The organism is Bradyrhizobium guangzhouense (assembly GCF_004114955.1).
GTDB classification, from domain to species: domain Bacteria; phylum Pseudomonadota; class Alphaproteobacteria; order Rhizobiales; family Xanthobacteraceae; genus Bradyrhizobium; species Bradyrhizobium guangzhouense.
In genome coordinates this window covers 5,994,127-6,007,328 of sequence record NZ_CP030053.1, presented here as the reverse complement: position 1 = coordinate 6,007,328, position 13,202 = coordinate 5,994,127, and the positions used below count along the sequence as shown (strand labels likewise).

Genomic DNA, 13,202 nt, shown 5'->3' with positions numbered 1-13,202 from the left:
CAGCCTTAAGGCTGGCTTAAGGTAGCCCATCCAAGCCGCGGCATCCGCTCACAAAACGCAGGGCGCGCCGAACATGCCGGGCTTTCAGCGACTATCGATCTTATTGTTCGTTCTCATGTTACCGCTCGCGCAGGCGGGGGCGGGAACGCCGCCTCCGGCCGACACAGCCTTCCAATTGAAGGTTTCGCGCGACGACGCCGGGCTGTGGCTCACCTGGGCGATAGGGCCGGGCAGCTATCTCTACCGCGCAATGATCGTCGCCAAGAACGCAATGCCCCCCGGGACCCCTGTCGCGATCCAAACTCCCCAGGGAGAACCGAAGGACGATCCCGATTTCGGGCCGCAGGAGATCTATCGGAATTCCGCGAAAGCCCAGATCCCATCTGCCGACCTGCGAGGGCTGCGCGAGATCGCAGTGACTTATCAGGGCTGTGCGGAACAATACCAAATCTGCTACCCGCCCGTCGCCAAGACGATCGACCTGCAGACGCTGGCCATCAAAGATCGAAACGAAAACGGCGCGACATCATCTGGATCCTCGTCAGAATTCGTGGACGCGCCGGACGTCGCGGGCGCACCGGACGATAGCCTTTCGACGAACGCGACGCCAACCCCTGACCGGGACATCTCCTCCTGGGTGACGCTCGGCGGCATGTTGGTCTCGTTCTTCGGGTTCGGCGTTCTGTTGTCGTTCTCACCCTGCACCTTCCCGCTGGTGCCGATCTTCTTTGGCCTGATGGCGAGGTCGCAGGACCATCTTTCGTTCGGTCGCGGTCTCGTTCTCGCGGCAACGTTCGTCGGCGCGTCGGCCTCGGCCTATGCGGCACTCGGCGCGTTCGCGGCCTGGTCCGGGTCTGGAGAGAACCTGCAAATCCTGCTGCAGACGCCGATCGCCCTCGGCGCAATGAGCGCCGTTCTCGTGGTCCTCTCGCTATCCATGTTCGGCCTGTTCGAGATCCAGCTGCCGGCCTCCTTCGTCGCGCGGATATCGGGCGTGGCCTCCGAAGGCAGTCGCGGGCCGTTGGCCGCCGCCGCCGTTCTCGGGTTCGGATCGGCGCTGATCGCCGGCCCCTGCGTGACACCTCCGCTTGCGAGCGCTCTGCTGTACGTCGCGCGGACCGGCGATGTCGCGCGTGGCATGGCTGCCCTTTTCGTGTTCGGCGTCGGCATGGGAATGCCGCTTCTGGTCTTCGGGGCGCTTGGACCACGCTTCCTGCCGAAGCCTGGTCGCTGGCTCGTCCGCGTCAGGCATGCCTTCGGGTTCATCCTGCTGGCCGTCGCGATCTCGATTTTCTCTCGCGTTTTGTCGCAGCAAACCACGCTGCAGCTCTGGGGCGGGCTCGCGACCGGCGTCTCCGTCTATTTCGGAACTCAATTCCTGATGGTGCAGGGCCGATGGCGCTTTGCTTCCATGGGCCTGGCGAGCATCGCGCTCCTGATCGGTTCGGTCCTGATGATCGGATCGGCAGGCGACGACTGCCTCGACGCGACCCGCATTCTCAATCGGTTCGTGCCTCGCGAGACCGCATCCGAAGCACCAGTCCGAACGATTCGATCGGTCGCCGCGCTGCACGACGAACTCGCCGCGGCCCGCACGGACGGAAAGCCCCTCTTGCTCGACTTCTCCGCCGCGTGGTGTGTCGAATGCAGGGTCATGGATGCCGTCCTGCGCACGCGTGAAGTACGTGCGCGGCTGCAGGATTTCAGAATGGTTCGTGCCGACGTAACCGTCGTCAACGAGGCAAGCCGAGCCCTTATGAAGCGCTTCGACATCGTCGGGCCGCCGACGATCCTGCTGTTTGGCACGCATGGAAACGTCGATCCCGCGGTCAAGATCATCGGTGCCGTCGATGCCAACGCCCTGCTCGGAAAACTGACAGCAGCCAACTCGGGCAACTGACCTCAACTCCCGGAACAAGGAAGACAACATGCTGCGGCATATCTCCAGACGCACGCTCTCCCAGATGATCGCCGTCGCGGGCATCCGCTACATGGTCGGCCCCGCGCACGCCGACGACGCACCCACCGAGGCGGACATATCGCGCGAAGCCATTCTCTACGATCCAGCCGCACCCACCGCGGGCAATCCGAAGGGCGATCTGACGATCGTGGTCTTCTTCGATTACAACTGTCCCTTCTGCAAACAGGCGGAGCCCGAACTCGAGCGGCTGGTGAAGACCGATGGCAAGATTCGCCTCGTCTACAAGGATTGGCCGATCCTCACGCCGGATTCCATCAAGGGTGCGCAGTGGGCGCTGGCCGCGAAGTATCAGAACCGCTACGACGCCGCGCATCTCGCGATGATGGGAATTCCCGGGCCGAAGATACCCGCCGAGCGGATGCGGGAAGCGATCGCGAAGTCCGGAGTCGATATGGACCGTCTGGATGCGGATCTTCAGGCCCACGGCGACGAGATCACCAAGATCCTGCGACGCAACCTTGCCCAAGCGGACTCGCTGGGGCTGATGGGCACGCCCGCCTACATCGTCGGTCAGTACCGTGTAACGCAAGCCCTGAACTACGAAGGCTTCAAGCGCGTCGCCGCCGACGCGCGCGCCCGCGCGGCAAAGAAATGAGCGATCGCGGAGCACTTTTAAGCCTGGCTTAAGCTCCGGACCGAGACTGGCGCCCGCGCTCAGGCAGGCCCTCCCGAAGGAATAAAGCATGACGCTTCGAAAACAATGGTGTGTGTGTGCTGCGGCACTGCTTCTGCCGGCCGCGCTGGCGGGCTGCGTTTCCGACTCGGACATCATGCCCAAGGCCGCGGGGGCGACCTACGCACCGACCTTCGACCTACGCTACGGCGCGGTCTCGGACGGCGCCTACACCGTTGCGGCCGTTCCCGTCGGCGATCTGAAGACCCGTTACATGCGTCAGCTCGTCGACGATCCGACCGGACAGCCAGCCGGAACCGTTGTCGTGGATCCGAAGAACCGCTTGCTCTACTTGGTGCAGGAAGGCGGCAAGGCGCTGCGCTATGGCGTTGGCGTTGGCAAGGAAGGCATGGCATGGTCGGGTACCGCCAATGTCGCGATGAAGCGCGAGTGGCCGCGTTGGACGCCGACCAAGGACATGATTTCGCGCGAGCCTGGCAAATACTCCAAGTGGGCCCGAGGCATGGAGGGCGGCACGCAGAACCCGCTCGGCGCGCGTGCGCTCTATTTGTTCAAGGATGGTAAGGACACACTGTACAGGATTCACGGCACCAACGAGCCATGGTCTATCGGCCAGGCGATGTCGTCCGGCTGCATTCGCATGATGAACCAGGACGTGATGGATCTCTATCCTCGCGTGCCGCCGGGAGCGAAGGTCGTGGTGCTTCCGGCGACTGGCGTCGAGACCGCCGCCTTCGCCGGATGACGGGATTCCCATAGGCCCATTGACGGACGGATAGGAACCTATTTAGAGCGTTGGCTCTGGCAATCTGACGGAGGAGGTCGTCGTCTCCGTCGGGCCGGCCGATTTCACGAAATGACGCAGCCGGTCCTTCAGGTCGAAAAGCTCGTCCAGCGGCATGTTCAGGAAGCAGTAGAACTCGCCGAGCATCTGTTCGGTTCGCTTGCGCAGCGACACCCCTTGAGGCGTCAGGTCGACGAGCACCCGCCGCTCATCGTCGGCCTGCCGGCGCCGTGTCACCAACCCCTTGGCCTCGAGCCGCTTGAGCATCGGCGAGAGCGAGCCGAGGTCCATTTGCAGGGCCGTGGCCAGGTCTCCGACACCTCGCGCCCCGCGCTCCCAAAGCACCACGAGAACCAGATATTGCGGATAGGTGACGCCGAGCTTTTTGAGAAAAGGCACGAACAGGCGCGTCATGTGATTGCTGGCGGCATAGAGCGCAAAGCAGAGATGATTGTCGAGCCCAGGCATTTCGACCGGTGCGATGGAGCTCTGATCTGCATTGGTTCGTGTGTCGCGCCGCATTTTCATCGTTCGTGTCGTCATTCTTGGCCCGCTCGCAAAGCAAATCGTCGCGCCAAATCCTAGCGTTAGCCCTCGTGGAAGCCAAGTCGTATGGGCCGCGATTTGATCCGGAGGCATCATATCTTAGGGCAAACATTTGACTCAGTTTATATTGTATGCAAAGTATTTGTGTCTCATCTAAATGAGGCATCCGGCCGCTGGGCCGGATCTACAAATGAAAACATCAGGGAGGGATTGCCATGTCGGACGTGGATCGGCGTGCTTTCGTGGGAACGACCGCGGTTGGATTGGCGGCCGCAATTTTCTCCGCCTCGTCGGCGGAAGCAGCAGGCCAGAGCGGCTACTTCGTGATCGCGGAAATCGTGTCCAAGAAGGACAAGGCGGATGAGCTGCGCGCCTTGCTCGTTCCCTTTGCCGAAACGTCGGCCAAGGAGCCGGGCTGTCTGGTCTACACGCTGATGGAAGTCATCGGTGAGCCGGGTCGCTTCCTGACCTTCGAGCGCTGGAAAGACAAGGCCGCTCTCGACGGCCACATGGTGACGCCGGACATCAAGGCGATCGTGCCCAAGCTCGAACCCGTGCTGGCAAAGCCGTTCACCCAGATTTTCCTCGAAGCGCGAACGGGCGGATAGGTCGGGGATCTCGCGCGACGGCGCAGCATCATTCGACGGCGGGCCGATCCTCTCCAGGGCGGCCCGAATAGCGCTCATCCGACAATTCAGCTTCGTTCAGGGAGGAAGGAATGCGTGGTTTCATCTGTGGATTGGCTGTGGTTGCAACGCTCGCGATCGGTGCTCCGGCGTCCGCCGGCGATCTGACGAGCATTGAACTCGATCCCAGCGGCAAAGCGGTCGCGGTCAAGAAAGAGCCTGGGAAGCTCGTGTCGATTCCGGACATTGGCGGCAGACCGAACAAGGGGTTCGATTATGCGGCGCTCTATCAGGTCCCGCCGAACAGCATCGACATCGGCAAAGGCATCAACGTGATGCGCGGGCATGTCGACGCCAGAGGCTCGATCGCGCTGCACGAGGGACCGGAGGAGCAGACCTACGTTCTTTACGTCATCAGCGGCACCGGCACGATGTCGTTGAACGACAAGGACGGCAAGGCGTACGGCGAGATCGCCTACAAGCCGGACGACGTTATCCTGTTCCAGCCGCACACTTGGCACGCATGGGTCAATGGCGACACGCCGTTCGAATTCCTCGGCTTCGACATGCAGGCCAAAAAGTAAGGAGCGGCGGATTTCTCGCACAGAGAGCCAGCGGCCGGGCTGTCGGCCGAACAACATGAGGGGAGGATCAAGTGTCCAATGTCATTCTGCACCATTACGCGCTCTCGCCCTACTCGGAGAAGGTGCGGCTCGCCCTGGGTCTGAAGAATATCACCTGGAGCTCCGTCGACATCCCGGTTTGGACGCCGCGCCCCAAGCTCACGCCGATGACCGGAGGCTATCGAAAAACCCCGATCCTCCAGATCGGTGCAGAGTTCTACTGCGACACGCTGCACATCCTTCAAGCGATCGAGAAATTGGGCCAGCGCGGCGCGCTCTATCCAAAACGGCAGGAAGCCATGGCAAAGGCTTTCGGCTGGTGGATCGAGAAGAGCTCGTTCTTCAACGCCGTATGCCTGACCATCGGCAACATGCCCGGGATTCCCCAGGAGCTGATCGACGAGCGGCGTCCGCTGTTTCGCGTCAACCTCGACCCCGGCGAATTGCGTTCCAAGCGTCCGCTCTACCTGCAGAGGCTTGACGCGCAACTCGCGTGGCTCGCCGAAATCCTCTCCGACGGCCGCAAGTTCATCCTCGGGGACGAACCGTCCGCCGCAGATCTGTCGGCCTATCATCCGCTGTGGTTTGCGCGGCAAAATGGCGGCACCGAGGTCAACGATCTGATCGCTTTCGCAAGCGTGATCGATCCCTGGTACAAGAGAGTAGCAGCCATCGGCCACGGCAAATCCTCGGAGATGACACCCGACCAGGCGATCGAGGTCGCGCGGACCAGCCGGCCGAGCGAGCCCGACGAGTGGTGGCCCGAGGCCCAGAACATCGGGCTCCGGCGCGGCGATTGGGTCAGTGTGACGCCGGACGACTATGGCAACGCCGTCAATGGAAAGTTGCTCGCCTGGACCGCCGACGAGGTGGTGATCCGGCACGAAGATCCCTCGGTGGGAGAAGTGAACCTGCGCTTCCCGCGTGTCGGCTTCGACACGGCTCCGGCGGATCGAAAGGCTAATTGAGCATGCCGGTCGCGAGGCTGATTGGGCGTTCGCGCAGAGTACCCCAGACATGAGAAAGCGCCCGTGGGGGGCGGGCGCTTTCTGTAGTCGACTTGGGGTTGGGGTCGTCTACATATCCACGTGGCGACTTTGGGGGGCTGGTAAAGAGCCGCGTGAATTCCTGAAACTCAAAATCTCCTTAGCGAACGAGCGATGCGTCCGAGCTGGTGACCACGACCGGCTTGCCGGCCTTGATGACGCGAGCAGTCTGTGTGAGGCCTTCATCCGATCCCGTGCGCGCCGAGATGCCAAAGCCCGCAACTGCGATGCCGGCAACGAGCGCCACGGCCACCACCTTGAGGTGGGTCGAGCGGTCCGCGCTGTAAATCGAGTGGTTCATGGAAGCCTCCTGCCGCCATCTACCCGAAGTAGTCGCCAGCCTGTTCAGGCAGGTTCATGCTTCCGGTGCCCAACAACCTAGTATTGGGGGGATTCGTTCCCAAGGGGCCATCACAAGAGCGTGATAGGACGTGAAAGATCGCGATTAAAAGCGGCGCTCGATCGTTCGATTTCGCAATTATTTCAAAGGTATAATTTGCTCGTAAGGCGCCTCGTCAGCGTTTGGGCGGCAAGGCGCCAGGAACCCAAAAACCATTTGCCTGTGGCCGAAAAACACACGGCTTCTTAAGGCAAATCAGATGCTTCCGACCGTTTTCAACCTCGCCCTAGGATGAATTTCGGCTTGTGACAGAACCGTCGTCTGAGCCCGGAACCGCTCGACCAGGGAGCGGACGAAGGGACGAATTGCCGCAGAGGTCACCAGTACCGGCGCCTCGCCTTCGCGCGCGGCGCGCTCGAAGGCTTCGCGCACGCCAGTCATGAACTCCGACAGTTTCGAGGGCTGCATCGCAAGGCTCCGCTCCTCGCCCTGGCCGATGATGGATTCGGCAAAGGCCTGCTCCCATTTCGCCGACAGCGCGATCAGCGGCAGATAGCCGGCATAGGAGGTGTTTTGCGCGCAGATCTGCCGCGCGAGGCGCGCGCGGACATGCTCGACCATGGTCGCGGGATTGCGCGAGAAGGCGAGCGAATCGGCGATGCCCTCGAGGATGGTCGAGAGATCGCGGATCGAGATGCGCTCGGCGAGCAGCAGCTGCAGCACGCGCTGGATGCCGGAGACCGTGACCTGTCCGGGTACGATGTCCTTGACCAACTCGCTCTGCTCCTTCGGCAGCTCCTTGAGCAGCTTTTGCACCTCGCCGTAGGACAACAGGTCCGACATGTTGGCCTTGAGCAGCTCGGTGAGATGGGTCGAGAGCACGGTTGCGGCATCGACGACGGTGTAGCCCTTGAGCGAGGCCTCCTCCTTGAGGCTGGCGTCGACCCAGGTCGCGGGCAGGCCGAAGGTCGGCTCGGTGGTGTGGATGCCGGGCACCTGCACCTGGCTGCCGCCGGGGTCCATGACCATGAACTGGTTCGGCCAGATCTTGCCGGTGCCGGCGTCGACCTCCTTGATCTTGATGATGTAGGTGTTGGCCTCGAGCTGGACGTTGTCGAGGATGCGCACCGCCGGCATCACGAAGCCCATCTCGATCGCGAGCGAACGGCGCAGCGCCTTGATCTGCTCGGTGAGGCGGTCGGTGCCGTCAGGGCCATTGACGAGCGGCAGGAGTGCATAGCCGAGTTCGATCTTGAGGTCGTCGATCTTCAGCGCCGCCGAGATCGGCTCCTCCGCGGCCGCCGCGCCCGGTGCGCCGGGCTGGCCGGCCGCGGGGGCGACCTTTGCAGCGGCTTCGGCCTTGGCCGTTGCACGGTTGCGGTTGCGTGCGGTCCAGGCCAGCGCGCCGGCGCCCGCGCCGAGCGCGAGGAACGGGATGGTCGGAATGCCCGGCAGCGCCGCCAGCACCAGCATGACCGCCGAGGACATTGCCAGGGCCTGCGGATAGCCGGAGAACTGCTTCATCAGCGCCTTGTCGGCGGCACCGGAGACGCCGGCCTTGGAGACGAGCAGGCCGGCCGCGGTCGAGACGATCAGCGCCGGCACCTGGGTGACGAGGCCGTCGCCGACCGTCAGCAGCGTGTAGCTGCGTCCCGCATCGGCAAAGGAAAGGCCCTGTTGCGCGACGCCGATGATCATGCCGCCGACCACGTTGATGAAGACGATCAGGAGGCCGGCGATGGCATCGCCCCGGACGAATTTCGAGGCACCGTCCATGGCGCCGAAGAAGCCACTCTCGTCCTCCAGCGCCTTGCGGCGCTCCTTGGCGACCTTTTCGTCGATCAGGCCAGCCGACAGGTCGGCGTCGATCGCCATCTGCTTGCCGGGCATGGCATCGAGGTGGAAGCGCGCCGCGACTTCGGCGATACGGCCCGAACCCTTGGTGATGACGACGAAATTGACGATGATCAGGATGGCGAAGACGATGATGCCGATGACGAAATTGCCGCCCATCACGAAGCTGCCGAAGGCTTCGATGACGTGACCGGCCGCATCCGTGCCCTCGTGCCCGTGCGACAGGATCAGGCGGGTCGAGGCCATGTTGAGCGACAGCCGCAGCATGGTCGAGATCAGGAGGATGGTCGGGAAGGCGGAGAATTCCAGCGGCGCCTGGATGAACAGCGAGGTCATCAGGATCAGGATCGACAGCGTGATCGAGATCGCCAGGAACAGGTCCAGCACGATCGCGGGCAGCGGCAGGATCAGCACCACCAGGATGGTGAGGATGCCGAGCGCGAGCGCGATGTCGCCGCGCTTGAGGATGGTGACGATTTCGGAGAGGGAGGGAAGCCCGGGCTTTCCGCCGCCTACGCCCTGTCCCGCGGTGACGTCGACCATGGTAGCTGCCTCCCCGCGCGACTGCCGTCCGCGCGCCCCAAACGCCTGCGCGGCGGCCGATGGGCCGCCGGTCCGAAAGTGAGGCACCGCACTGGCGTCCACGGGAGCTCCCGTTTTACGCGGCTGACGACACTCGACTTCACCCGGCAATTCTTGCCGGGTGTATGGTTAGCAAAGGGTTAACGGAGGGGGCGGGAGGACGTCAGGCCGGGGTATTTCGGGGGCCTTCCGGCCGTCATTCCGGGCTCGCGCCAAGAGCTCGCCCCGGAATGACCGTTGAGGGGGGCCCCTATTTCGCCTTTTGCAGCCTGGTCACGGTGTACCCCGACGCGGCCTCCTCGGCTTCGAAGGTCACCTTGTCGCCGACCTTCACCTGCTTGAGCATGCCGGGATCCTTGACGCGGTAGACCATGGTCATGGGCTCGTCCATGCCGAGGCTTTTTGCGGCGCCGTGCTTGAGGGTGATCTTGCCGGCACCTTCGTCGATTTTCTTGACCTCACCGCTGATGGTGGCGGCTTGCGCCAGCGCGCCCATGGTCAGGCCCAGCGTCAGCGCGAGCGCTGCGGTGATGCGGATGATCGGCTTCATCGATGTCTCCATTGTCTTCATTTCACGGTGACGTGGCCGACCATGCCGTAGTCGCGATGGTCGGGAATCAGGCAGGAAAATTCGAACGTGCCCGATTTGGTGAACTTCCAGACGATCTCGGCCGTCTTGTTCGGTGCCAGCCGCACTCCGTTCGGATCGTCGTGCTCCATATGTGGGTGTTTCTTCATCACCTCGGCATGTGCGAGATTTTCCTTCGTGGTGGCGAGCAGGAATTCGTGATCCTCCTTGCCGACATTGCGCAGCACGAAGCGGATCTGCTCGCCGCGCTTCACGTCGATGTTCGACGGCTCATAGGACATCTCGCTCATCGCGATCGCGATAGTGCGCGCCGGCTTGTTGGGATCGCCGGGCTCGCCGGCCGAGAAGCCGTGATGATCATGACCCTCGTGCGCCAGGGCGGGCGCGGCCGAGAGCGCGGTCAGCGCGAGAGCGAGTTTGATCGTATTCTTCATTGTAGTCTCCGGTTGGTGGTTGATCGAAACGCTGGTCACATCTTCATCTTCGGCATCGGCGCGGCGGGTTGCCGCACGGGCTCCGCCGCGGGCGAAGCGACCTCATAGGCGACGGTGCCTTGCGGGAATTGATAGGGGCCGGGGTCGCGGTAATCGTCGCGCGCGAGCCCCTTGCGAATCTTCATCACCGTGAACATGCCGCCCATCTCGATCGAGCCGAACTGGCCGGCGCCCGTCATCATCGGCAGCGTGTTGTCGGGGGCGGGCATCTCCATGTTGCCCATCGCCATGCCCGATTGTCCCATCACCATGGCATCGGGCGCGAGCTTGCCGACCGCCTTGGCCAGATCCTTGCGCGACACGCCGATCATGTTGCGCATGTCGTGGCCCATCGCGTTCATGGTGTGATGGGATTTGTGGCAGTGGAACGCCCAGTCGCCGGGGTTGTCGGCAAGCACGTCGAACACGCGCACCGCGCCGACCGGCACGTCGGTCGTCGTCTCCGGATATTGCGCGGTCTCCGGAATCCAGCCGCCGTCGGTGCAGGTCACGGCAAAGCTGTGGCCGTGCAGGTGGATCGGATGGTTGGTCATGCTGAGATTGCCGATGCGCACGCGCACCTTGTCGCCGAGCCGGACCGGCACGGGATCGATGCCGGGAAAGACCCGCGCATTCCATGTCCACATGTTGAAATCGGTCATTTCGTTGACCCGCGGCAGGTAGGTGCCGGGATCGACCCGGTAGGTGCTCATCACGAAGACGAAGTCGCGGTCGACGGGCCTGAAGTTCGGATCGCGCGGGTGGACGACGATCATGCCCATCATGCCCATCGCCATCTGCACCATCTCGTCGGAATGCGGGTGGTACATGAAGGTCCCGCTCTTCCTCATCTCGAACTCGTAGACGAAGGTCTTGCCGGGCTGGATGTGCGGCTGGGTCAAGCCGCCGACGCCGTCCATGCCGCTCGGCACGATCATGCCGTGCCAGTGCACGGTGGTGTATTCGGGCAGGCGATTGGTGACGAAGATGCGGACCTTGTCGCCTTCGACGGCTTCGATGGTCGGGCCCGGCGACTGGCCGTTATAGCCCCAGAGATTGACCTTCATGCCCTCGGCGAACTCTCGCACGACGGGCTCGGCGACGAGATGGAACTCCTTCCAGTCGCCGTTCATTCGGAACGGCAGGGTCCAGCCGTTGAGCGTGACGACCGGGCGATAGTCTGGGCCGCTGATCGGGTGAAGCGGCGGCTGCATCACCGCCTTGTCCATTTGAACGGCTTCCGGAATCGCTGCGGCCTGGACGCGTCCGCTGACGGCCGAGGCGCTGACGAGCGCGGCCGTGCCCAAAAATCCTCGGCGGGAAAACATGCTGGCCTCCATGTCAGTGATCGCCATCGGCAGGTGCTGCCGCGGCGATATTGGTGGGATCGTCGCCGCCGGACGCAGCCGCGCCGCCACCGTTGACGGCGGTCTGCAACCCGGACTGGGCGAGGAAGAAGTTTTGCCTGGCGTCGATCGCGCCGCGCAGTGAGGCGAGGCGCTGGCGCGCCTCCGTCAGAAGCGCAAAAATGTCGACCTGCATGCTGGAGAAGCGCAGCTGCATCTCCTCTGTGATAATCTTGCGCAAGGGCAGGATCTCCCGCTGATAATGGCTGGCGATGTCGTAAGTCGAGCGATAGACCCGGTAGGCATCGCGTGCCTCCGAGCGGACATTCACCGCTCGCTCGGTCAGACGATTGAAGGCGAGATTGTAGGTCTCCGCGGCCTGCCGCACCCGGACTTCGCCCCCGTCGAAAATCGGGATCTGGAACTGCACGTCGAAACCGCGCTCGCGGAACGGCGACCCTTCCGGATCCTGGGTGCGGCGAGAGATGCCGGCGAGATCGAGCAACGTGACGAAGCGTGTCGCCTCGGTGAGGTCTAGCGATTTCGCCAGCGCCGTGAGCTCGAGCCGCGCGATCTGCAAATCGATGCGATGGGCGACGGCATCGGCCTCGATCGAGGGCAGGGCTTGCGGCTGGCGGGGCAGCGACGGCAGCGCGCTGGGCAGGCGGAAATCGAGACCGTCGTCCCATAGTCCCATCAGCCGCGCCAGTTTTTCGCGCGCGCTGGTCGCCGTCTGGCGCGCGGTGGCGAGGTCCGCGGTGGTTTCGGCGTAGAACACCTGCTCGCGAGCCTGGTCGAGCTTGTTGACCGAACCGGTCTCGCCGAGCTTGACCGCGAGCCGTGCGGTCGATTCGGCCGTCGCCTTCGCATCCGTCAGCAGGGCCACCATTTCGTTTCCGGCAACCGCGCGGACGTAAGCGCGCCGCACATCGGCGGCGAGCCGCAGCGTCGCCAGCGCCGCGCGCAATTGTGCCTGACGAAAGCGCTCGCGGGCGATGTCGGAGCGGAACGGCAGGGTCGCCAGCGCGAGGATATCGCCGACCACCTGGCGTTCGATTTCGCTGGCGCCATTTCCCGAGATACGCGAGACCGAGAACACGGGATTGGGCGGCAGGCTCTGCTCGACCAGATCGGTCTCGGCGAGCGCCAGCTCGTTATAGGCGGCTTGCAGCCCCTTGTTGTTGAGCAGTGCAATCTGCACGGCAGTTTCCGCGGTCAGTGTCCGCGAAAGCAGCTGGCGAACGCGCGCATCGACCGCGTCGGCCACCTCGGGCGTTCGCACGAAGGCGACGTCCTTCTTGATGGTCTGGCTCGTCAGCTCCGAGACAGCCGTCATGCCGCCATCGGGCGAGAACGCGGCGCAGCCGGCAAGACTGGATGCGCAGAGGCCGAGCGCGGCAAGAACGAGCAGGCCTCGCGCCAAATGATGTGCCATGGCGCGCCCCTATTGGCCTGGCTTCGGTTGCGGTGTGACGGCGTCGTTGCGCTCGCGCCATGGCGCCGGTACCGCCGGCCGCAGGCTCGCATAAGGCGCGACCGTCGAGCGATAGCCGACGCGCGCGATCTTCGCCGCGGGATCGGCGGGGTCGGCGGTGGCAAGCGACGTTGTTGCCGGCATGCAGCCGGCCAGCGTGAGCGCAATCACGGCCAGCAGCGGCCAATGGTAACGAAAGCATCCTCCACGCGCCGCAGATGCGGCGGCGGATCTCGCCCCGAGAAGCGTAAGCATGAGCAATCCCTGATCTGTCTGGAGACCACAGGCCCGTGCGCGCGGAAAT

Annotated in this window: 14 protein-coding genes; 6 read left to right on the top strand and 8 right to left on the bottom strand. The window is 63.6% G+C overall.

Annotated features, from left to right (window positions below):
• The first annotated feature begins 73 nt into the window (after window positions 1–73).
• The 3 genes from dsbD to XH91_RS28605 all read left to right on the top strand — a co-directional run bounded on the left by dsbD (window position 74) and on the right by XH91_RS28605 (window position 3,360).
• Complete coding sequence (dsbD, locus tag XH91_RS28615) at window positions 74–1,900, top strand: protein-disulfide reductase DsbD (RefSeq protein WP_128953696.1); 1,827 nt, start codon at window positions 74–76, stop codon at window positions 1,898–1,900.
• Between the two features lie 40 nt (window positions 1,901–1,940).
• Window positions 1,941–2,576: a DsbA family protein gene (locus tag XH91_RS28610; RefSeq protein ID WP_164934294.1), complete on the top strand. Its 636-nt coding sequence runs from the start codon at window positions 1,941–1,943 to the stop codon at window positions 2,574–2,576.
• An 88-nt stretch (window positions 2,577–2,664) separates the two neighbouring features.
• On the top strand, window positions 2,665–3,360 hold the full coding sequence (locus tag XH91_RS28605) for a L,D-transpeptidase (protein WP_128953694.1): 696 nt from the start codon (window positions 2,665–2,667) through the stop codon (window positions 3,358–3,360).
• Between the two features lie 42 nt (window positions 3,361–3,402).
• Here the strand turns inward: XH91_RS28605 and XH91_RS28600 are convergent, their stop codons facing one another.
• Window positions 3,403–3,813, bottom strand: a complete 411-nt coding sequence (locus XH91_RS28600; protein WP_245470753.1) for a MarR family winged helix-turn-helix transcriptional regulator — start codon at window positions 3,811–3,813, stop codon at window positions 3,403–3,405.
• A 347-nt stretch (window positions 3,814–4,160) separates the two neighbouring features.
• On the opposite strand from XH91_RS28600, the gene XH91_RS28595 reads away from it, so the two are divergent.
• From XH91_RS28595 to XH91_RS28585, 3 genes are all read left to right on the top strand, one after another.
• Window positions 4,161–4,553 (top strand): putative quinol monooxygenase, encoded by a 393-nt coding sequence (locus tag XH91_RS28595; RefSeq protein ID WP_128953692.1) that lies wholly within the window; start codon window positions 4,161–4,163, stop codon window positions 4,551–4,553.
• 110 nt (window positions 4,554–4,663) lie between these two features.
• The gene (locus XH91_RS28590; protein WP_128953691.1) at window positions 4,664–5,155 is read left to right on the top strand and encodes a cupin domain-containing protein; all 492 of its coding nucleotides are present in this window, start codon (window positions 4,664–4,666) and stop codon (window positions 5,153–5,155) included.
• Between the two features lie 71 nt (window positions 5,156–5,226).
• Window positions 5,227–6,162, top strand: a complete 936-nt coding sequence (locus tag XH91_RS28585) for a glutathione S-transferase family protein (RefSeq protein ID WP_128953690.1) — start codon at window positions 5,227–5,229, stop codon at window positions 6,160–6,162.
• Window positions 6,163–6,340: 178 nt separating this feature from the next.
• Here the strand turns inward: XH91_RS28585 and XH91_RS28580 are convergent, their stop codons facing one another.
• The 7 genes from XH91_RS28580 to XH91_RS28550 all read right to left on the bottom strand — a co-directional run bounded on the left by XH91_RS28580 (window position 6,341) and on the right by XH91_RS28550 (window position 13,153).
• Window positions 6,341–6,541 carry a hypothetical protein gene (locus XH91_RS28580; protein ID WP_128953689.1) on the bottom strand — a complete coding sequence of 67 codons (201 nt, stop codon included), beginning with the start codon at window positions 6,539–6,541 and terminating at the stop codon, window positions 6,341–6,343.
• Between the two features lie 294 nt (window positions 6,542–6,835).
• Window positions 6,836–8,977, bottom strand: a complete 2,142-nt coding sequence (gene flhA, locus XH91_RS28575) for a flagellar biosynthesis protein FlhA (RefSeq protein WP_164938305.1) — start codon at window positions 8,975–8,977, stop codon at window positions 6,836–6,838.
• A 289-nt stretch (window positions 8,978–9,266) separates the two neighbouring features.
• Entirely contained in the window at window positions 9,267–9,566 is a 300-nt protein-coding gene (locus tag XH91_RS28570; RefSeq protein WP_164934219.1) for a copper-binding protein, read from the bottom strand.
• Window positions 9,567–9,583: 17 nt separating this feature from the next.
• Window positions 9,584–10,039 (bottom strand): cupredoxin domain-containing protein, encoded by a 456-nt coding sequence (locus tag XH91_RS28565; RefSeq protein ID WP_128953686.1) that lies wholly within the window; start codon window positions 10,037–10,039, stop codon window positions 9,584–9,586.
• 35 nt (window positions 10,040–10,074) lie between these two features.
• Window positions 10,075–11,406 (bottom strand): multicopper oxidase family protein, encoded by a 1,332-nt coding sequence (locus XH91_RS28560; protein WP_128953685.1) that lies wholly within the window; start codon window positions 11,404–11,406, stop codon window positions 10,075–10,077.
• 13 nt (window positions 11,407–11,419) lie between these two features.
• Window positions 11,420–12,859 (bottom strand): TolC family protein, encoded by a 1,440-nt coding sequence (locus tag XH91_RS28555; protein ID WP_128953684.1) that lies wholly within the window; start codon window positions 12,857–12,859, stop codon window positions 11,420–11,422.
• 9 nt (window positions 12,860–12,868) lie between these two features.
• Window positions 12,869–13,153, bottom strand: a complete 285-nt coding sequence (locus XH91_RS28550; protein WP_128953683.1) for a hypothetical protein — start codon at window positions 13,151–13,153, stop codon at window positions 12,869–12,871.
• Window positions 13,154–13,202 lie beyond the last annotated feature (49 nt).

What these genes read in the sequence shown, in the direction of transcription:
- dsbD (WP_128953696.1), top strand. Translation starts at nt 74, where the DNA reads ATGCCGGGCTTTCAGCGACTATCGATCTTATTGTTCGTTCTCATGTTA.
- XH91_RS28550 (WP_128953683.1), bottom strand. Translation starts at nt 13,153, where the DNA reads ATGCTTACGCTTCTCGGGGCGAGATCCGCCGCCGCATCTGCGGCGCGT.
- XH91_RS28600 (WP_245470753.1), bottom strand. Translation starts at nt 3,813, where the DNA reads ATGACGCGCCTGTTCGTGCCTTTTCTCAAAAAGCTCGGCGTCACCTAT.
- XH91_RS28560 (WP_128953685.1), bottom strand. Translation starts at nt 11,406, where the DNA reads ATGTTTTCCCGCCGAGGATTTTTGGGCACGGCCGCGCTCGTCAGCGCC.
- XH91_RS28580 (WP_128953689.1), bottom strand. Translation starts at nt 6,541, where the DNA reads ATGAACCACTCGATTTACAGCGCGGACCGCTCGACCCACCTCAAGGTG.
- XH91_RS28570 (WP_164934219.1), bottom strand. Translation starts at nt 9,566, where the DNA reads ATGAAGCCGATCATCCGCATCACCGCAGCGCTCGCGCTGACGCTGGGC.
- XH91_RS28595 (WP_128953692.1), top strand. Translation starts at nt 4,161, where the DNA reads ATGTCGGACGTGGATCGGCGTGCTTTCGTGGGAACGACCGCGGTTGGA.
- XH91_RS28565 (WP_128953686.1), bottom strand. Translation starts at nt 10,039, where the DNA reads ATGAAGAATACGATCAAACTCGCTCTCGCGCTGACCGCGCTCTCGGCC.
- XH91_RS28605 (WP_128953694.1), top strand. Translation starts at nt 2,665, where the DNA reads ATGACGCTTCGAAAACAATGGTGTGTGTGTGCTGCGGCACTGCTTCTG.
- flhA (WP_164938305.1), bottom strand. Translation starts at nt 8,977, where the DNA reads ATGGTCGACGTCACCGCGGGACAGGGCGTAGGCGGCGGAAAGCCCGGG.
- XH91_RS28590 (WP_128953691.1), top strand. Translation starts at nt 4,664, where the DNA reads ATGCGTGGTTTCATCTGTGGATTGGCTGTGGTTGCAACGCTCGCGATC.
- XH91_RS28555 (WP_128953684.1), bottom strand. Translation starts at nt 12,859, where the DNA reads ATGGCACATCATTTGGCGCGAGGCCTGCTCGTTCTTGCCGCGCTCGGC.